The following is a 16,523-nucleotide window of genomic DNA, read 5'->3' as shown; positions in this document are numbered from 1 at the left end:
AGACGTTACAGTGGGCTATGGCCTTTCCGCACCGGGATTCCGTGCAGCGTGCTGTCGACCTGCTTGATGTGCTGCTGGTCCCATCGCCTGAGCCGGCGGCGGTGGCTGCGGTCCTGCACGCGCACGGTGAGCCGGAGGTCCGGCTGTCGCCTTCGGACGTCGCTGCGCTGCGCACGGCGGCGCTCGAGCTGCGGTCGGTGTTCGCGGCTCCTGACGTCGCTTCGGCGGCTTCGGCGCTCAACGCGCTCTTCGCGGCGTACGCGGGGCCGCCGCGGCTGACCGACCATGAGGAGGGCTACGGCTGGCACCTGCACGTCGATGCGGCTGACGATGGGCCTTGGGGAGCGTGGCTGGTGACGTCTTCGGCGCTGGGGCTGGCTTCGCTGCTGGCGTCGCGGCAGGACGTGCCGGGTGGGCTGTGCGCGTCGCCTTCGTGCGGGAAGCCGTTCGCGCACACCGGTGGGGGGAGCGCGCGGAAGTACTGCTCGCCCCGGTGCGCGACGCGGGAACGGGTCGCCGCGCACCGGCAGTCGGCGAGGTCGTAGGGCCTGTCGATCAGGGTCTTTCGGCCTGTTTTCGGCCGCGGACCGTAATACCGTGCCGAGGCCGGGCGACGGGGCGTGCGAACGCGTCGGCAGACCACGAATCGAGCACGCATGTCCGTCCCCGCAACCCGGCCCCCGGCCGGCAAGAAGCACCCCAAGTGGCCCTGGATCGCCGCGGCGGTGGCCGCCGTCGTCATCATCGGGTCGATCTCGGCCACCACCGAGCCGAAGCCCGCGCTGACGGCCGACGCGACTTCGCTGGACACCGCACCCGTTCGCACGACGGATCCGGCCGCCGCGGCCGCCGAGCGGAGCCGGTACGAGGAAGCGGCGAAGGCGTCCTCGGAAGTGGCCGAACAGTCGTCGAAGGCTGCTGCCAGCTCGGCGGCCGCGGCGGAGGCCCAGCGCAAGGCCGAGGAGGAGGCCGACCGGAAGGCCCGCCGGATCACCTACAGCGTCACCACGACCGGCTCCGGAATTTCGATGATCACGTACCTGAAGCCGGACTTCGACATGTCCCAGGAGACCGGCGTCCGCGGGAAGAAGTGGTCGAAGACGATCGACGGCGAGGGCGACACGCTGGGCATCAACATGAACGCCCAGAACGCGGGCGGTGGCACGATCTCGTGCCGGATCTCCCGCGGCGACGGCAGCGTCATCGCCGAGAACAGCAGCTCCGGGCCGTACGCCGTGGTCAGCTGCGGCTGACGAAAAAGGCCCGCCCCGGCACCCCGGGACGGGCCCGCGACAACTTCAGCTGTTGGTCTTGTCCCGCCAGGCGACCCACTTCTCGAGCGCGCTCAGGTCGTGGTCCGGCCCGCCGACCCCCACGGTGTACGTCGTGACACCGAGGTCGAGCAGCTTCGGCCCCAGCTCGTCCGGCTCGCCCTGCACGCCGCAGGATCGCTCGATCTCGCCCGGGTCGCGGCCGACGTCCGCGCAGTGCTGGTCCAGGATCTTGACCTTGCGCTCGACGACCTCCGGGTCGCCGAAGCCGTGCCAGATGTCTCCGTGCCTGGCGACCAGCTTGAGCGTCTTCTTCTCGCCGCCGCCGCCGATGAGGACCGGGATCTTGCGGGTCGGGGCCGGGTTCAGCTTGCCGAGGCGGGACTCGATGCGGGGGAGGGCCTCCGCGAGGTCGTCCAGGCGGCCGCCCGCCGTGCCGAACTCGTAGCCGTACTCGTCGTAGTCCTTCTCGAACCAGCCCGAGCCGATGCCGAGGATGAGCCGGCCGCCCGAGATGTGGTCCACCGTGCGGGCCATGTCCGCCAGCAGCTCGGGGTTGCGGTAGCTGTTGCACGTCACCAGCGCGCCGATCTCGACCCGCGACGTCGACTCGGCCCACGCGCCGAGCATGGTCCAGCACTCGAAGTGCTTGCCCTCCGGCTCGCCGTAGAGCGGGTAGAAGTGGTCCCAGTTGAAGACGATGTCGGCGCCGAGCTCTTCCGCGGCGGAGGCCGTGCGCCGGATGGCGTCGTAGTCGGCGTGCTGCGGCTGCAGCTGCAGCCCGATCCGGATGCGTCGTTCGGTCATGATCGCAGCCTACGACCGCCCCGGAACGTCTCGCGCGCCCAAACCGTCGCCAAGGGGGGTAGCGCGACCACCAGCCTCCGCGAGTTCGGCACCACCGCGCGCCGCGACAGGATGTCGTAGTCCAGCGCGACGATCTCGTCGAGGATCCCCTCGTAGAGCGTCAACGCCGTCCGCACGCACGGCCGCGACTCCGGGCGCAGCAACGCCACCCCGGCTTCGGCCCGCCGGTACACCGCTCGCGTCCGGGCGACGAAGTACGCCAGGGCCGCCCGGATCCGCGGATCCGGCCGCCGCTGCTCCAGCATTGCGCGGGTGACGCCGAACGCCGCCAGCTCCGCGGTCGGCAGGTACAGCCGGCCGCGGTCGAGGTCCTCGCCGATGTCGCGCAGGAAGTTCGTCAGCTGGAACGCCTCGCCGAGCGCGATCGCTCCCGGCTCGGCGTCGGCCAGCGGGCCGATCGTGCCGAACACCGGCAGCATCTGCAGCCCGATCACCGCGGCCGAGCCGTACATGTAGTCGCCCAGCTCGCCGAACGTCCGGTACTCGACCGGTGCGAGGTCCATCCGCATCGACTTCAGGAACGCGTCGAACAGCTCACGCGCGATGCCGTAGCGCCGCACGGTGTCGGCCAGCGCCGCGAGCACCGGGTCGTCCGGAGTCCCGCCTTCGAAGACGACGTCGACCAGGTCGCCGACCCGATCGAGGGCGGCCGCCGGGTCGCTGCCCGGCGCCGGGTTGTCGACCAGTTCGTCGGCCATCCGCGCGAACCCGTAGAGCGTGTGCGCGGCCGGCCGGGCCCGCGCCGGCAGCAGCCGGGTGGCCAGGAAGAACGTGCGCCCGTGGTGGGCGTTGATGCGGCGGCACTCGGTGTAGGCGGCACGCAGGTCCGGCGCGAGGATGCCCGCGGCGTCGAGCTCGTTCACCCGGTGATCCGCCGCGCCGCGAGCCGTCCGGAGATGAGCACCGGCGGGATGCCGACGCCCGGTGTCGTGCCGCAGCCGGCCAGCACCACGTTGCCCGCCGCGCGCACCAGGTTCGCCGGCCGGAACGGGCCCGTCTGCGTGAACGTGTGCGCCAGCGAAAACGGCGTCCCGGCCGCGAGCCCACGCGCCGCCCAGTCCGCCGGGGTGAGCGTCTCGTCGACGGTGAAGTCGTCGCCGAACCCGGTGAGCCCGCGTGCTTCGAGCGCGCGAAGCAGCTCTTCGCGGTACGGACCGCGGACGCGCTCCCAGTCGATCGGCCCGCGGCTCAGGTTCGGCGCGGGCGCCAGCACCGAGACGATCTCGCCGCCGCGTCCGGCCAGCCCGGGGTCGGTCGCCGTCGGCCGGGTGACCAGCAGCGACGGGTCGCTCATGAGCTTCCCCTCGCGGATGATCTCGGCGAACGTCCGCTCCCAGGCGCCGCCGAAGAAGATCGTGTGGTGCCCGAGGTCCCACTTTTCGGTGGTCCGGCCGTGCAGCACCACCGCGGACGGCGAATACCGCAGCGGCACCGGCCGCCGGGGCCGCGCGCCGATCAGCCGGTACGCCGAGCTCAGCTCGGTGGCGAGCACGACGGCGTCGCACGCGATCCGCTCGCCCGAGCGCGTCCGGACCGCGCGCACCCGGGACGACACCCGCTCGAGCCACGCGGCTTCGGTGCCGAACCGCACGTCCGCACCCGCCCGGGCCGCCGCGCCGGTCATCGCCCGGCCGATCTCGCCCATCCCGCCTTCGGGGTAGTAGACGCCGCCGACGGTGTCCATGTAGGCGATCACGCCGTACGCGCCGATCGCGCTCGCCGGGTCGAGGCCCGCGTAGAGCGCCTGGAAGGTGAACAGCCGCCGCACGCGCTCGTCGCGCAGGTAGCGGCCGACGCGCGGGCCGAGCCGGCCGAACCCGCCCAGCGCGGCGAGCTTCGCCAGCTCAGGGCGCGCGAGGTCGAGCGGCGAGTCGAAGTTCGTCGCCAGGAAACGGTCCTTCTGCACGGCGTACAGCTCGGTCAGCCAGCGCCGCAGCGCGCGGTAGCCGACTGCTTCACGAGCCCCGGCGAACGCCCGGATCTCGGCTTCCATCGCGTCGGCGTCGGTGCGCAACGCCAGCTCGCTGCCGTCGGCGAAGCGCGCCCGGTACGCCGGGTCCAGCCTGGTCAGGCGCAGGTTCTTGGCCAGGGACTCCCCGACCGCGGTGAACGCGTCGTCCAGCAGTTCGGGCATGGTGAGCACGCTCGCGCCGGTGTCCACGGCGTTGCCGTCGAACGTCCGCTGCCCGGCCCGGCCGCCCGGAACGTCGGCCTGCTCCAGCAGCGTGACGCGCCGGCCCGCGCCGAGCAGGTGCAGGGTCGCCGAAAGCCCGGCCAGCCCGGCCCCGATGACGACGACGTGGTCGCCGGGACCCTCGATCTTGCGCACGTCAGTACGTCCGCTGGGTGGCCTTGACGACCAGCCCGGTCAGCGCCTCGGGCGCCGGCTCGGCCAGGTGCGCGCGCTCGAGGGCGGCCATCGCCGCCGTCGTCAGCTCGTCGATCCGCCGCTCGACGGCGTCGACCGCGCCGACCTGCTGCAACGCCAGCCGGACGGTCTGCACGTCCTCGTCGGTGAGGTCGGCGGCGCCGATCGCGTCGCCGATCACGGTCGCCGCGGCCGTCTCGCCCTTCTCGGCGGCCAGCTGCAGGCCGAGTGCGACGAGCAGGGTCCGCTTGCCCTCGCGCAGGTCGTCGCCGGCCGGCTTGCCGGTGACCGACGGGTCGCCGAACACACCCAGCAGGTCGTCGCGCAGCTGGAAGGCGACCCCGACCTCGCCGCCGAACTCCAGCAGCGTCCCGATCAGCTCGGGGGACGCCCCGCCGAGCGCCGCGCCCAGGTGCAGCGGCCGCTGCACGGTGTAGGCGGCGGTCTTGAGCCGGTCGATCTTCAGCGCGGCCTCGACCGAGGCGTCGCCGGTGGCCTGCGTGCGGACGTCGAGGTACTGCCCGGCGAGGACTTCGGTGCGCATCGCGCGCCAGGCCGGGCGCGCCGCGGCGAGCGTCTCGGCGGGCAGCGGCGCGTCGGCGAACATGTCGTCGGCCCAGGCCAGCGCCAGGTCGCCGACGAGCACCGCGGTGGCCAGGCCGAACGTCGCAGGGGAGCCGAGCCAGCCCTGGTCGGCGTGCAGCTTCGCGCCGGCGATGTGCACGGTCGGGAAGCCGCGGCGGGAGTCGGAGGAGTCGATCAGGTCGTCGTGGATCAGCGCGCACGCCTGGATCAGCTCGAGGCTGGCCACCGCCTGCAGCACGCCCTCGGCGTCCGGGCCGGCCGGGTCGCCGCCCGCGCCGCGCCAGCCCCACCAGGCGAACGTCGGGCGCAGCCGCTTGCCGCCGTTCAGCACGAACTCGCTCAGCGCGTCGATCCCGGCGGCCACGGTCGGCTCGGTCCCGGTGATCTCCGCGCCCGCCCGGCCGAGGAACCCGGCCAGCGCGCGCTCGACGTGGGCGGGCAGGTCGGCGTCGGAGACGGGCGCGTTCATGCCGCCATCCTCGCGGAACCGGCGGGGGCACGAACCGCCGGGGCGCTCGGATGTGGCGAATCAGACTCCGGCCGTCGTAGGCGCCCAGAACGGGCCGGTCAGGCCCGCCTCGGCGAAGTAGGCGACCGCGCTGTCCGGTTCGCGCCGCCGGTAGCCGCGCTCGAGCCGGCCCTCGTACCAGCCGCGGGCCAGCCGCCAGAGCGTGACGAGGTCCATCACGTAGCCCTTGTCCTGGCCGGTGTCCGCGAGCCAGGCGTCCACACAGGACTCGCAGCAGAAGAGCCGCTGGTTGCCGCAGGTGTGCAGGACGTCGTCCCACATCCGCGCGGCGGGCACCATGAAGTGCGCCACCTGGGCGCCCTCGGGCGGCCCGGCCCGGTTCACGACCAGCGCGTGCGGCTGGGCGCAGCCAGGGCAGCGGGTCGCGACGAGCACCTCCGGCTCGTCGGCCACCAGGTGGGGGATGGCGAAGGAGTCCCACGCGCAGCCGCCCCACCAGAGCGTGTGCGAGCCCATCACCGAGAAGCCGAGCGACTTCGCGGCGAACGGGTGGGCGAGGACGACGTGCTCGCACTCGTCGAGCACCAGGTGGTGGGCCCCGGCGAGGCGGTGCAGCGCCTGCTTGGCCACCGCCAGCGACCCACCCGCGGCGTCGGCCAGCTCCGGCGCGGACGGCGCGCGGCCGCGGTCGGCGAAGGCGTGGTAGACGGCGAGGCGCACGTCCTCGTCCCAGCTGGCGTCGTCATACCTCATGGCTCACTCCTGTATCGAGTCTAGAGCCGGGACCCTTAACATTCGAGACATGACGTCGGTGATCGAGCGGTTGCGGGGAGACGAGCCGAAGTTCTCCATCGAGTTCTTCCCACCTCGGGACACGGCCGACGAGGCCGTCCTGTGGAAGGCGATCCGGGAGCTCGAGCCCTACGACCCGGCCTACATGTCGATCACCTACGGCGCCGGCGGCTCCAGCCGCGACGGCACGATCCGCAGCATCGCCCGCGTCGCGACCGAGACGACGCTGGTGCCGATGGCCCACCTGACCGCGGTCAACCACTCCGTCGCCGAGCTGCGCAACGTCATCGGCTGGTACGCCTCGGTCGGCGTCCGCAACATCCTCGCGCTGCGCGGCGACCCGCCCGGCGACGTCTACGGCGACTGGATCCCGCACCCCGAGGGCCTGACCTACGCCGAAGAGCTGGTCCAGCTGGTGCGTGAGCTGGGCGACTTCTGCGTCGGCGTCTCGGCGTCGACCTACGGCCACCCCCGCTCGGCCGACCTGGAGACCGACACGAAGTACCTGGTCCGCAAGCTGCGCGCGGGCGCGGACTTCGCGATCGCGCAGCTGTTCCACGACGCCGAGGACTTCCTGCGGCTGCGCGACCGGGTGGCCGCGACCGGCTGCGACGTCCCGGTGCTGCCCGGCGTCATGCCGCTGACCACGATGCGGACGCTGCAGACGACGATCAAGCTGTCCGGCGCGCCGGCGCCCCGCAAGCTCCTGGACCGGCTCGAACCGCTGGCCGATGACCCCACGGCGTTCCGCGCGGCGGGCATCGACGTCATCACGGAGCTGTGCGAGAAGCTGATCGCCGAGGGCGTGCCGAACCTGCACTTCTACACGTTCAACCGGTCCAAGGCGACACGCGAGGTGATCGCCCGGCTCGGGCTCGTCCCCGCCCGTGCTTAAGTACGTACCACTGCGTCCGAGTGGCCCGGTAGCGTGCGGCGCATGGCTCCTACTGCTTCCGATGGCGTGCACGAGATCTGTGACCGCTACGTCGACGACTTCGCGGCCGCGGACCCGGTCGCCGCGACCGCCTACGGCATCTCCGGGCACGACCACCGGCTGACCGACTACTCGGCGGACGGGTTCGCCGAGCGCGCCGCGCTGGCCGCGCGAGCGCACGCCGCGGTCACCGCCCTCGAGCCGGCCGACGCCGGCGAGCGCGCCGCCAAGGCCGTGTTCACCGAGCGCGTCGGCCTGGAGCTGGAGATCCACGAGGCCGGCCTCGACGTGGCGAGCCTCAACGTCATCTCCAGCCCGGTGCAGGAGCTGCGGATGGCGTTCGACCTGATGCCGCTGGACACCGAGCAGGACTGGACGGTCGTCGCGGCCCGGATCGGCGAGGTCCCGGCGGCACTGGCGAGCCTGCGCGCCGGCCTGCTCTCGGCGGCCGACGCGGGGCACGTCGCGGCGCTGCGTCAGGTCGCGAAGGTGGCGGAGCAGTGCGAGACGTGGGCGGGCCTGAAGGACGAGACGGGCTACTTCACCCAGCTCGCCGGCGGCGCGTCTTCCTCGGCGCTCGCGGCGGACCTCGCGCACGGCGCGAGGGCGGCCGAGGAGGCGTTCGCGGAGTTCGCCGGGTTCCTGCGCGCCGAGCTGGCGCCGAAGGCCCCGGTCAAGGACGCCGTCGGCGAGGACGTCTACCGCCTGTGGTCGCGGTTCTTCGTCGGCGCCACGCTGGACCTGCGCGAGGCGTACGAGTGGGGCTGGGCGGAGTTCGCGCGGATCGAGGCGGAGATCCGCGCGGTGGCGAACCGGATCAAGGCGGGCGCTTCCCCGGCGGAGGCCGCCGCGGTCCTGGACGCCGACCCGCGTTACCGCGTCCGCGGTCGCGCCGAGTTCGAGGCGTGGATGCAGGGCCTGTCGGACGAAGCACTGAAGTCGTTGCGCGGCAAGCACTTCGAGATTTCGGACCGGGTGATGGCGCTGGAGTGCAAGATCGCCCCGCCGGGCGGCGGCGTCGGCGCGTACTACACGGGCCCGAGCGAGGACTTCGCCCGCCCGGGCCGGATGTGGTGGTCCCTCCCGGCGGGTCGCGACGAGTTCTCGACGTGGCGCGAAACGAGCACGGTGTACCACGAGGGAGCACCGGGCCACCACCTCCAGATCGCGACGGCCGTCGACCAGTCCGAGGGCCTGAACAAGTACCAGCGCCTGATGGCGTTCACCTCGGGCCACGCGGAGGGCTGGGCGCTGTATTCGGAGCGCCTGATGCAGGAGCTGGGTTATCTCTCGGACGACGGCGACCTGCTGGGGATGCTGTCGGAGCAGCTGTTCCGGGCCGCCCGGGTGGTGGTCGACCTGGGCATGCACCTGGAGCTCGAGATCCCGGCGGGCACGGGCTTCCACGAGGGCTCGCGCTGGACGCCGGAGCTGGGCCTGGAGTTCATGCTGACCCGCACGATCACGGACCAGGCCCACGTCCGCGACGAGATCGACCGCTACCTGGGCTGGCCGGGCCAGGCCCCGGCGTACAAGATCGGCGAGCGGCTGTGGCTGGCCGCGCGGTCGGAGGCGCAGGCCCGGGCCGGGGGAGCGTTCGACATCAAGCGGTTCCACACGGAGGCGCTGCGCATGGGCGGCATGGGCTTGGACACGCTGCGGGAGCAGCTGGCCCAGCTGGACTGACGACCCGGGCGGCCGCCGGAAATCCGGTGGCCGCCCGCAGGTCTCCGCCACTAGGTTCGGTCCGTGCGCCGAATTCTGTTCGTCACCCCACCGCCTCGCGCCTGAGCGGGGTGGTCCTCGCCGCGTGGCCTCCAGCGCCCGCGGCTGATCTGTCGTGCACAACCGCCCCGCGTCGTCGAACTCCCTTTTCCTTCGACGCAGGAGCCTTTCCATGTCTGTCGACCTGCCCACGCGCGCCCGTTCCTCGGCCGCGCTCGTCATCGCCGGTGTCCTGTGGGGCACCGGTGGCCTCGCCGGTTCGCTGCTCGGCCAGCGCGCCGGCCTCCACCCGCTTGCCGTCGCCGCCTACCGCCTGCTCGTCGGCGGTGGGTTCGCGACCCTCTTCGTCCTCCTGAACGGTGGCGCCCTCCCGCGCACCGCCCAAGCGGCGAAACGACTTCTCGCCGTCGGCGCGTTGTTCGCGCTCTTCCAGGCGAGCTACTTCGCCGCCGTCTCGCTCAGCTCGGTCAGCATCGCGACCATGACCACCATCGGCGCCGCACCCGTCATGGTCACCCTCGCCGGGACCCGCCGGCCGTCCCGCTGGACGCTCGGTTCGCTGGCCGGCACCCTCGCCGGGCTGGTGCTGCTCCGGTGGACTCCCGACGAGCCGGCTCATCTCCTCGCCGGCCTCGGTCTCGCGCTCCTCGCCGCGGCCGGGTTCGCGACCCTCACCCTGATCACCGCGAAGCCGGTGCTGGAACCGTTGTCCACCACGGCGTTCGGCTGCCTGGTCGGCGGCATCCTGCTCACGCCGGTGGCGAGCTGGGCGGGCCTGGCGCTCCCGTTGCGCGTGGACGTCCTCGCGCTGGTCTGCTACCTCGGCGCGGTGCCGACCGCACTCGCCTACGCCGCGTACCTGCGCGGCCTGGCGACGGCGCACCCCGTGCTCGGCGCGCTGTCGGCGGTGCTCGAGCCGCTGACGGCCGCGGTGCTGTCCGCGCTGCTGTTCGGCGAACGGCTGAGCGTCCAGGCGTGGTGCGGCGCGGCCGTGCTGGTCGCGGCGCTGGCCGTCGGCTACTGGCGGCCTGAGCCGGCCTAGCGCGGGTCGAGGGGCAGCGCCCGCCCGAGGATCGCGAACGGCCGCGGGTCGCCGGCGAAGTGGTAGTCACGCAGGACGTCGACGAAGCCGGTGCGCCGGTAGAGCTTCCACGCCCGGCTGGTGCCCTCCGGCGTCGACAGCAGCACGTTCGCGCTCGGCACACCTTCGAGCAGGCCGCGCAGCAGGTCCTCGCCGATCTGGTGACCCTGGTTCTCCGGCTTGACGTGGATCTCGGTCAGCTCGAAGTAGTCCGCCAGCCAGCGCTCGGCCTCGGCGGGCCCGGACCGGCGGCTCAGGCCGTGCCGGACCTGCTCGTGCCACCACTGGCCGGCCCGGCCGCGGTAGCCGTAGGCGAGGCCGAGCAGGACGTCGTCGGCGTCGAGCGCGGCCATGCAGCGCCAGCCCTCACGCAGTGCGTGGGTGAGCCACATCGGCTGGCGCTGCTCGGCCGTGCCGGCCGGGTAGCGCATCGCCCGGACGTAGATGTCGAGGGCCTCGGGCAGGCGCGCCCGGAACTCGTCCGCGGAGAGCTGGACGTACCGGGAGCAGCCGGCGGGCATCGCGGTCACGGCTGTCCATCCTCCTCCGCGCCGTCGAGCGCGCCCGGGGTGCCCCCGGTCAAGGCCACGAGCTCCGCGAACGTCGTCGGGTAGACGGTCTTCGGGTGCCCGGCGGCGGCCCAGACGACGTCGTGGGCGCGCAGCGCGGTGTCGACGAGCGTCGGCAGCTTCGCCGGGTGCCCGGCGGGCGCGACGCCGCCGATCGGCTGCCCGGTGTGCGCCCGCACGAAATCGGCGTCGGCCTTGCCGATTTCGCCGCCGGCCAGGCGCTCGAGGGTGGCCGGATCGGCCCGGTGGGCACCCGAGGTCAGGGCGAGGAGCGCGTTTTTGTCGGACCCCAGGCGGAAGATGAGGCTGTTGGCGATGGCCCCGACGGGCACGCCGAGCGCTTCGGCCGCCTGGGCGGCGGTCCGGACCTCGGCGGGCAGGACACGGATGCCCTCGGCGGCGGCGTGCTGCCCGGCTTCGGCGAGCGCGGCCGCCACCTTGGCGACGGCGGGGTGGTCCAGCGAACTCATGAACCTATGAGATCACGCCACCGACCAGGTGTCCCGCACCACGTCCGGGGATTCCACCCCTGGGGTTGAGCGGACGCCGGGTCGGGGGTTACTCTGGAACTTGTTCGAACAGACGTTCGACATCCGGTGAGCGCGCACCGGTCAGGCGCCCGGCGCCGGGACGGGGGAAGCGTCTCGGCGCCGGCCCTCGACCGGGCTCACGCCGTGCAGGAGGAGGGTCGTCATGTCCGTCTCGGTCGTGTCCCCCGCGGACCCGGGGCAGCCGCAGCTGCCCATGTCACTGCGCCTGCCCGACGAACCGGCTGACGCCGGCCGTGCCTCGGTTCCGGCCGAGGGTGGTCGGTCTCACCGGCCGCGCTCGGCTGAGCCGCCTGTTGCGCCGGCGGCGGCTGTCCGCCAGCCGTTGTCGCCGCGGCCGGCCGCCGAGTCGGTCGAGACCGCTGTTGTCCACCAGCCGCAGCTGCCGCTGCGCCCCGCCGAGTCGCCCGCTGACGGCGGCCCGCGCCCGGCCGTCGGCTCGGAGGTTGTTCGCCGGCCGTTGTCGCCGCGCCCGGCCGCCAGTGTCGAGCGCGATCAGCCTCAGTCGCCTGGGTCCGCCGCGCGGGAGGCTGCTGTTGTCCATCAGCCGCGCCCCGGCGCCGGTGCCGAGGGTGATCGATCCCAGCCACACCCGGCCGCCGAGAGTGAGCAGCTTCCGATGCCGCTGCTCGCGCCCGCCGAGGCCGGTAAGTCGCCGTCCGTTGCGCACCAGCCGCGGCTGCCGCTGTCGCGGCCCGCCGCCGGCACCGAGCGCGACCGGCCCCAGCCGCGGACCCGAGCCGCTGTCGTTCACCAGCCCCAGCTGCCCTTGTCCCCGGCCGCGGGCCGGGTTCCGGTGCCGCCGGTGGAGGCCGCCGGCGATTCTGGGCAGTCCCAGCTGCCCATGTCGCTGCGGGCACCCGCCCCGCCCGTTGCCGCCGGTCTCCTGGCCCAAGCCCGGCGCGGGCTGGCCGATGCCGAACGGGAAACCGATCCCGTCGAGCGCTTCGTCGGCGCCTATCTCGCCGCGTTGCGGGGTGCCGCCGCCGTGCTCGCCGCCCGGGGGCGGCCGCACCGGGGGCGCTCGCGGCCCGCCAGCACCTGGGTGCTGCTCGACTCCGTCGCTCCCGAGCTGCGGGAGTGGTCTGCCTTCTTCGCGGGAAACTCGGCCACCCGCGCCGCCGCGCAGGCGGGGATCACCGGCAAGGTCACCGGCGAGTCGGCCGCCGAGCTGGTGCGTGCCGCCGTGCCGTTCCTCGAACTCGTCCGCCGGCTGGTGCACGGCCTCCCGATCACCGGGGAAGCCCATGTCGCGTGAGCACGGCCCGGTCGACCAGGGGCGGCTGCTCACGGCGCTGGGCATCGAAGGCCGGGTCCTGGCCGAAGCGGTCGGCGCCGGGCCCGGCGAAGCGCCGGTGCCCGCCTGCCCTGGCTGGTCGCTCGGCGAAGTCGCCCGGCACGTCGGGAGCCTTTACCGGATGGTCCGGTGCCGGCTCGCCGAAGGCCGCGTCCCCGAAGACTGGCCGCGTGACCCCGAGCCGGGCCAGAGCCTGGCCGCCTACCTCGAGACCGGCCTGACCGAGCTCCTCGACGAGCTCGCGGCACACGACCCCGAGGAACGCGCCGACACCTGGTGGCCGGCCGACCCGACCTACGGCTTCTGGCGCCGCCGGATGCTGCACGAGACCGTGATCCACCGCGTCGACGTCGAACAGGCGGCCGGCACCGAGTCGCGTGGTGTCGACGAAGACGTCGCGATCGACGGCATCGACGAAGCGCTGACCCTGTGGTTCGGCCAGAAGCTCCCGATGCTCGGGCTCACCGGCACGAAGGCGGGCTCGGTCGGCGTCCGCGCCGGCGCGCACAGCTGGATCGCGCGCGCCGGACCCGACGTGACCGAGGCCTGGCGCTGCTCGGCCGAGGAGGCCGAGGCCGCGGACGACGTCGTCACGGCGAAACCCCCGCAGCTCTACCTGTGGTTGTGGGGCCGGGCGTCCCTGACCGCGGTGACCGTGCGCGGGGTGCACGACCAGGCGGCCCAGCTCTGGGCGCTGCTGCGGCTCGCGACCCGATGAACCGGCCGGTGGGGAAGCCGAACCGGAACTGTCGGTGGTGGCGGTTAGCCTGCGGCACATGAACACGCGCCTGGTGAACCTGGTGATCGACGCGGCGCGGCCGGAAGTCCTCGCGGGCTTCTGGGCCGCGCTGCTCGGCTGGCGTGTCGCCGTCGAGGAGGCCGGCGAGGTCGACGTGCGCGCCCCGGAGACCGACGGCTGGGACCTGGACCTCGTCTTCGTGCCCGTGCCCGAACCCAAGGAGGTGAAGAACCGCATCCACCTGGACCTGGCGAGCACGAGCCGCGAACACCAGGCCGAGCTGGTCGAGCGCGCCCTCGCACTGGGTGGCAGCCGGGTCGACCTCGGGCAGGGCGAAGTGCCGTGGGTCGTGCTCGCGGACCCGGAGGGCAACGAGTTCTGCGTCCTCGAGCCCCGCGACCGGTACCTGGGCTCCGGCGCGGTGGCGGCGATCGTCGTCGACGCTCGCGACCCGGAGCCGCTGGCGGGATTCTGGGCGGGGATCACCGGGTGGCCGGTCGAGGCCCGCGAAGGCGACGTCCTGGTGGGCCTGCACGCGCCTTCGCGACGCGGGCCGTGGCTGGAGTTCCTCCGCAACGAAGACGCCAAGCGCGGCAAGAACCGGGTACACCTCGACGTGGCGCCCCCGGCGGACGCCGAGCACGCGGCGGTGGTGTCGGAGGTGATCGCGGCGGGCGCGGCGCCGGCGGACCTGGGCGGGCCCGCACTGCCGTGGCGCGTGCTGACCGATCCGGAGGGCAACGAGTTCTGCGTGCTCACCCCGCGTTGATCTAGCTTCGGGGCATGGAGACTTTCGACTGGCGGGGCCGCCGGATCGCCTGGAGCCGCGCCGGCTCCGGGCCCGCGGTGGTGTTCTGCCACGGCACGCCGTGGTCGTCGTGGCTGTGGCAGCCCTTCGCCGAGGCCCTCAGCGACGACTTCACCGTGTACCTCTGGGACATGCCCGGTTACGGCCGGTCCTCGAAGGAGGCGGACCACGCCGTCGACTTCGGGGTCCAGGCCGAGGCGTTCCAGGCGCTGCTGACGCACTGGGGCCTCGACCGGCCGCACGTCGTCGCCCACGACTACGGCGGTGCGGTGTCGCTGCGCGCGCACCTGGTCCACGGCCTGCCGTACGCGTCGCTGCTGATGGCCGACGTCGTGGCCATCCCGCCGTCGGGCTCGCCGTTCTTCCGGCTGGTCAAGGAGCATCCCGACGTGCTCGCCCAGGTGCCGCCGTACATCCACGAAGCACTGGTGCGCGCCTACATCGGCAACGCGGGTTTCCGTCAGCTGCGCGAGGCCGACCTGACGGCGTTGACCGCGCCGTGGCTCGGCGAAGCGGGCCAGCCGGCGTTCTACCGGCAGATCGCGGCGTACGACGAGAGTTTCCTGGTGGAGAACGAGGACCGGCTCGGCCGGATCGACCTCCCGGTGCGCGTCCTGTGGGGCGTTGAGGACACCTGGATCCCGCAGGCGACCGGCGAGCGGCTCGCGGCCGGCATCCCGGGCGCGACGTTCACCCCGGTCCCCGACGCCGGCCACCTCATCCAGCTGGACGCGCCGGTCGCGCTGGCGACCGAGCTGCGCTCGTGGCTGACCCGTGTTTCGCCGGGGTTGCCGGGCGACGCCGAACGCTGACCTGCGCGAAACACCGGCGCCCCGGAGCGGCAACAACGCCGCGGGAGAGTGCGGGCATGGAGATCTCGAGTGTGGTGCCCCAGCCCGCCCGGACGGCCACCGCCGACGACGCGCCGCCGGTGTGGCGCGTGCGGGTCCGGATGCACGACCACCCGGGCACCCTGGCGCGGCTCGCCATCCGGCTCGCCGACCTCGAGTGCAACATCCTCGGCCTGACCGTGCTGCCGGTGCCGGGCGGCGTGCTCGACGAAATCGTGCTGCGCCCGGCGACCGGCCTGCCCCGCGGGCACCTGGTGGCCGCGATCCGCGCCGAGGGCTGCGAGTGCACGGCGGTCATCGACGCGGACGTGCACGACCTGGTCGACCCGGCGTCCTCGACGTTGCTGGCGGCCCGCCGCGCGATCGACGACCCGGCTCGCCTGGCCGACGTGCTGAAGGACGCGCTGGCCGCGGACGTCGTCACCCGCGTCCCGGCGGCCGAAGCGAACCCGGGCCGCACCGAGAGCGGGCACCGGGCGGTGTTCGGGCCGGTCGCGGGCATCGCCCTGGTGGCGCGCCGGCGGTGGGCGCCGTTCGTGCAGCTGGAGCTGACGCGCGCCGAAGCCCTGCTGGGCCTGCTCACCGCGGCGGCTCGCAACCTCGCGGGCCCGGTGGTCCTGGACCGCCCGGACGGCGCGGCGATCGTCCTGCGCAGAGGCGTCCCGGCCGACGCCGGCGCGGTCTCGGACCTGCACCGCCGCTGTTCGACGGCGACGCTGTTCCGGCGCTACCACTCGGGGGTGCGGACGGTGCCCCGCCGCTGGCTGCACCGGCTGCTGGTGCCCCCGCGCGGCACGAGCGTGCTGGCGGTCTTCGGCCGCGACGTGATCGGGCTGGGCCAGCTGATCGGCGCGGAGATTTCCCTGCTGGTCGAGGACACTTGGCAGCGGCAGGGCATCGGCACGGCCCTGCTGGCCCGGCTCGCGGTGCTGGCGGAGGCGGACGGCGTGACGGAGCTGAAGGCGGACTGCCTGCCGGGCGACGAAGTGCTCGCGCGCACCGCGGCCCGCGCGGGCCTGCGAACCGAACGCGGCGCGGCGGACGGCACCCGGCTGCGGTTGGTCCTCCCGGGCTGAGCGGCCCGGCCACCCGAGCGGGATCAGCGCTTCCAGAACCAGTCTTTGCCGCGTGCCTCGCGCAGGGCCGTCTTCTTGCGGTCGGCCGTCAGGCGGTCCAGGTACAGGATGCCGTCCAGGTGATCGGTTTCGTGCTGGAGGCACTGCGCCAGCACGTCTTCGCCTTCCACCTCGATCGGCTCGTTGTGCACGTCGACGCCCCGGACCTTCGCGTGCTTCGCGCGGTTGGTCGGGAACCAAAGCTCCGGCACCGACAGGCAGCCCTCGTCGATCTCGTGCGTCTCTTCCGACAGCTCGACGATCTCCGGGTTGATCACGTACCCCGTCAGCCCGGCGACGTCGTAGCTGAACACCCGCAGCCCGACGCCGATCTGCGGGGCCGCCAGCCCGGCGCGGCCGTCCGGCTTGACGGAGTCCAGCAGGTCCCGCACCAGCGCCTCGAGCTTTTCGTCGAAGACCGTGACCGGGTCGCAGGCGGACTTGAGGATCGGGTCCCCGAAATAGCGCAGTTCGCGCATGGCCATGAGCAGAACATCCTTCGTG

General features: G+C 73.5%; 19 protein-coding genes. 10 read left to right on the top strand and 9 right to left on the bottom strand.

Annotated elements, in window-relative coordinates; translation table 11 throughout:
- Positions 1–17: 17 nt before the first annotated feature.
- Positions 18–545: a CGNR zinc finger domain-containing protein gene (locus tag M8542_RS35490; RefSeq protein WP_257924698.1), complete on the top strand. Its 528-nt coding sequence runs from the start codon at positions 18–20 to the stop codon at positions 543–545.
- A 111-nt stretch (positions 546–656) separates the two neighbouring features.
- A complete protein-coding gene (locus tag M8542_RS35485) occupies positions 657–1,253 on the top strand; it encodes an MmpS family transport accessory protein (protein WP_257924697.1) in 597 nt (198 codons plus the stop codon).
- A 45-nt stretch (positions 1,254–1,298) separates the two neighbouring features.
- Here the strand turns inward: M8542_RS35485 and M8542_RS35480 are convergent, their stop codons facing one another.
- The 5 genes from M8542_RS35480 to merB are packed head-to-tail and all read right to left on the bottom strand — an operon-like array spanning position 1,299 to position 6,313.
- A complete protein-coding gene (locus M8542_RS35480) occupies positions 1,299–2,078 on the bottom strand; it encodes an LLM class F420-dependent oxidoreductase (RefSeq protein ID WP_257924696.1) in 780 nt (259 codons plus the stop codon).
- Positions 2,075–3,001 (bottom strand): phytoene/squalene synthase family protein, encoded by a 927-nt coding sequence (locus M8542_RS35475; protein ID WP_257924695.1) that lies wholly within the window; start codon positions 2,999–3,001, stop codon positions 2,075–2,077. Before M8542_RS35475 ends, M8542_RS35480 begins: the two co-directional genes overlap by 4 nt.
- Positions 2,998–4,467 carry a phytoene desaturase family protein gene (gene crtI, locus M8542_RS35470; RefSeq protein WP_257924694.1) on the bottom strand — a complete coding sequence of 490 codons (1,470 nt, stop codon included), beginning with the start codon at positions 4,465–4,467 and terminating at the stop codon, positions 2,998–3,000. Before crtI ends, M8542_RS35475 begins: the two co-directional genes overlap by 4 nt.
- A gap of 1 nt (position 4,468) precedes the next feature.
- Entirely contained in the window at positions 4,469–5,560 is a 1,092-nt protein-coding gene (locus M8542_RS35465) for a polyprenyl synthetase family protein (protein ID WP_257924693.1), read from the bottom strand.
- 60 nt (positions 5,561–5,620) lie between these two features.
- The gene (gene merB, locus M8542_RS35460) at positions 5,621–6,313 is read right to left on the bottom strand and encodes an organomercurial lyase (RefSeq protein WP_257924692.1); all 693 of its coding nucleotides are present in this window, start codon (positions 6,311–6,313) and stop codon (positions 5,621–5,623) included.
- Between the two features lie 49 nt (positions 6,314–6,362).
- Between merB and M8542_RS35455 the strand changes: the two genes are divergently transcribed.
- The 3 genes from M8542_RS35455 to M8542_RS35445 all read left to right on the top strand — a co-directional run bounded on the left by M8542_RS35455 (position 6,363) and on the right by M8542_RS35445 (position 10,053).
- On the top strand, positions 6,363–7,247 hold the full coding sequence (locus tag M8542_RS35455; protein ID WP_257924691.1) for a methylenetetrahydrofolate reductase: 885 nt from the start codon (positions 6,363–6,365) through the stop codon (positions 7,245–7,247).
- 42 nt (positions 7,248–7,289) lie between these two features.
- The gene (locus M8542_RS35450) at positions 7,290–8,972 is read left to right on the top strand and encodes a DUF885 domain-containing protein (protein WP_257924690.1); all 1,683 of its coding nucleotides are present in this window, start codon (positions 7,290–7,292) and stop codon (positions 8,970–8,972) included.
- A 211-nt stretch (positions 8,973–9,183) separates the two neighbouring features.
- Positions 9,184–10,053 carry a DMT family transporter gene (locus M8542_RS35445; protein ID WP_257924689.1) on the top strand — a complete coding sequence of 290 codons (870 nt, stop codon included), beginning with the start codon at positions 9,184–9,186 and terminating at the stop codon, positions 10,051–10,053.
- Here the strand turns inward: M8542_RS35445 and M8542_RS35440 are convergent.
- The 3 genes from M8542_RS35440 to M8542_RS35430 form a co-directional block, all read right to left on the bottom strand.
- A complete protein-coding gene (locus tag M8542_RS35440) occupies positions 10,050–10,622 on the bottom strand; it encodes a GNAT family N-acetyltransferase (protein WP_257924688.1) in 573 nt (190 codons plus the stop codon). The two genes, M8542_RS35445 and M8542_RS35440, sit on opposite strands and share 4 nt — an antisense overlap.
- Positions 10,619–11,131 carry a YbaK/EbsC family protein gene (locus tag M8542_RS35435; protein WP_257924687.1) on the bottom strand — a complete coding sequence of 171 codons (513 nt, stop codon included), beginning with the start codon at positions 11,129–11,131 and terminating at the stop codon, positions 10,619–10,621. The genes M8542_RS35440 and M8542_RS35435 overlap by 4 nt, the downstream gene beginning before the upstream one ends.
- A gap of 277 nt (positions 11,132–11,408) precedes the next feature.
- Complete coding sequence (locus M8542_RS35430) at positions 11,409–11,801, bottom strand: hypothetical protein (protein WP_257924686.1); 393 nt, start codon at positions 11,799–11,801, stop codon at positions 11,409–11,411.
- Between the two features lie 27 nt (positions 11,802–11,828).
- Between M8542_RS35430 and M8542_RS35425 the strand changes: the two genes are divergently transcribed.
- The 5 genes from M8542_RS35425 to M8542_RS35405 all read left to right on the top strand — a co-directional run bounded on the left by M8542_RS35425 (position 11,829) and on the right by M8542_RS35405 (position 15,980).
- Complete coding sequence (locus M8542_RS35425) at positions 11,829–12,467, top strand: SAV_6107 family HEPN domain-containing protein (protein ID WP_257924685.1); 639 nt, start codon at positions 11,829–11,831, stop codon at positions 12,465–12,467.
- A complete protein-coding gene (locus tag M8542_RS35420) occupies positions 12,457–13,224 on the top strand; it encodes a maleylpyruvate isomerase family mycothiol-dependent enzyme (RefSeq protein ID WP_257924684.1) in 768 nt (255 codons plus the stop codon). Before M8542_RS35425 ends, M8542_RS35420 begins: the two co-directional genes overlap by 11 nt.
- Positions 13,225–13,282: 58 nt before the next feature.
- A complete protein-coding gene (locus M8542_RS35415) occupies positions 13,283–14,014 on the top strand; it encodes a VOC family protein (protein WP_257924683.1) in 732 nt (243 codons plus the stop codon).
- A gap of 14 nt (positions 14,015–14,028) precedes the next feature.
- Entirely contained in the window at positions 14,029–14,865 is an 837-nt protein-coding gene (locus M8542_RS35410) for an alpha/beta fold hydrolase (protein ID WP_257924682.1), read from the top strand.
- Between the two features lie 74 nt (positions 14,866–14,939).
- On the top strand, positions 14,940–15,980 hold the full coding sequence (locus M8542_RS35405; protein ID WP_257924798.1) for a GNAT family N-acetyltransferase: 1,041 nt from the start codon (positions 14,940–14,942) through the stop codon (positions 15,978–15,980).
- Between the two features lie 23 nt (positions 15,981–16,003).
- Here M8542_RS35405 and def read toward each other — a convergent pair whose 3' ends face one another.
- Positions 16,004–16,504, bottom strand: coding sequence for a peptide deformylase (def, locus tag M8542_RS35400; protein ID WP_257924681.1), 501 nt, complete (start codon positions 16,502–16,504; stop codon positions 16,004–16,006).
- Between the last annotated feature and the right edge of the window lie 19 nt (positions 16,505–16,523).

The sequence above is a fragment of the Amycolatopsis iheyensis genome (assembly GCF_024703995.1).
In the GTDB taxonomy this organism is placed as follows: domain Bacteria; phylum Actinomycetota; class Actinomycetes; order Mycobacteriales; family Pseudonocardiaceae; genus Amycolatopsis; species Amycolatopsis iheyensis.
The sequence above is the reverse complement of the archived record's forward strand: the minus strand, read 5'-3'. Positions and strand labels throughout refer to the sequence as shown.

Excerpts from the sequence above, each read along its gene's own strand:
- M8542_RS35410 (WP_257924682.1), top strand. The coding sequence starts at position 14,029 with ATGGAGACTTTCGACTGGCGGGGCCGCCGGATCGCCTGGAGCCGCGCC.
- M8542_RS35435 (WP_257924687.1), bottom strand. The coding sequence starts at position 11,131 with ATGAGTTCGCTGGACCACCCCGCCGTCGCCAAGGTGGCGGCCGCGCTC.
- merB (WP_257924692.1), bottom strand. The coding sequence starts at position 6,313 with ATGAGGTATGACGACGCCAGCTGGGACGAGGACGTGCGCCTCGCCGTC.
- M8542_RS35425 (WP_257924685.1), top strand. The coding sequence starts at position 11,829 with ATGCCGCTGCTCGCGCCCGCCGAGGCCGGTAAGTCGCCGTCCGTTGCG.
- M8542_RS35420 (WP_257924684.1), top strand. The coding sequence starts at position 12,457 with ATGTCGCGTGAGCACGGCCCGGTCGACCAGGGGCGGCTGCTCACGGCG.
- M8542_RS35480 (WP_257924696.1), bottom strand. The coding sequence starts at position 2,078 with ATGACCGAACGACGCATCCGGATCGGGCTGCAGCTGCAGCCGCAGCAC.
- M8542_RS35415 (WP_257924683.1), top strand. The coding sequence starts at position 13,283 with ATGAACACGCGCCTGGTGAACCTGGTGATCGACGCGGCGCGGCCGGAA.
- M8542_RS35485 (WP_257924697.1), top strand. The coding sequence starts at position 657 with ATGTCCGTCCCCGCAACCCGGCCCCCGGCCGGCAAGAAGCACCCCAAG.
- M8542_RS35490 (WP_257924698.1), top strand. The coding sequence starts at position 18 with ATGGCCTTTCCGCACCGGGATTCCGTGCAGCGTGCTGTCGACCTGCTT.
- M8542_RS35445 (WP_257924689.1), top strand. The coding sequence starts at position 9,184 with ATGTCTGTCGACCTGCCCACGCGCGCCCGTTCCTCGGCCGCGCTCGTC.
- def (WP_257924681.1), bottom strand. The coding sequence starts at position 16,504 with ATGGCCATGCGCGAACTGCGCTATTTCGGGGACCCGATCCTCAAGTCC.
- M8542_RS35465 (WP_257924693.1), bottom strand. The coding sequence starts at position 5,560 with ATGAACGCGCCCGTCTCCGACGCCGACCTGCCCGCCCACGTCGAGCGC.
- M8542_RS35450 (WP_257924690.1), top strand. The coding sequence starts at position 7,290 with ATGGCTCCTACTGCTTCCGATGGCGTGCACGAGATCTGTGACCGCTAC.
- M8542_RS35455 (WP_257924691.1), top strand. The coding sequence starts at position 6,363 with ATGACGTCGGTGATCGAGCGGTTGCGGGGAGACGAGCCGAAGTTCTCC.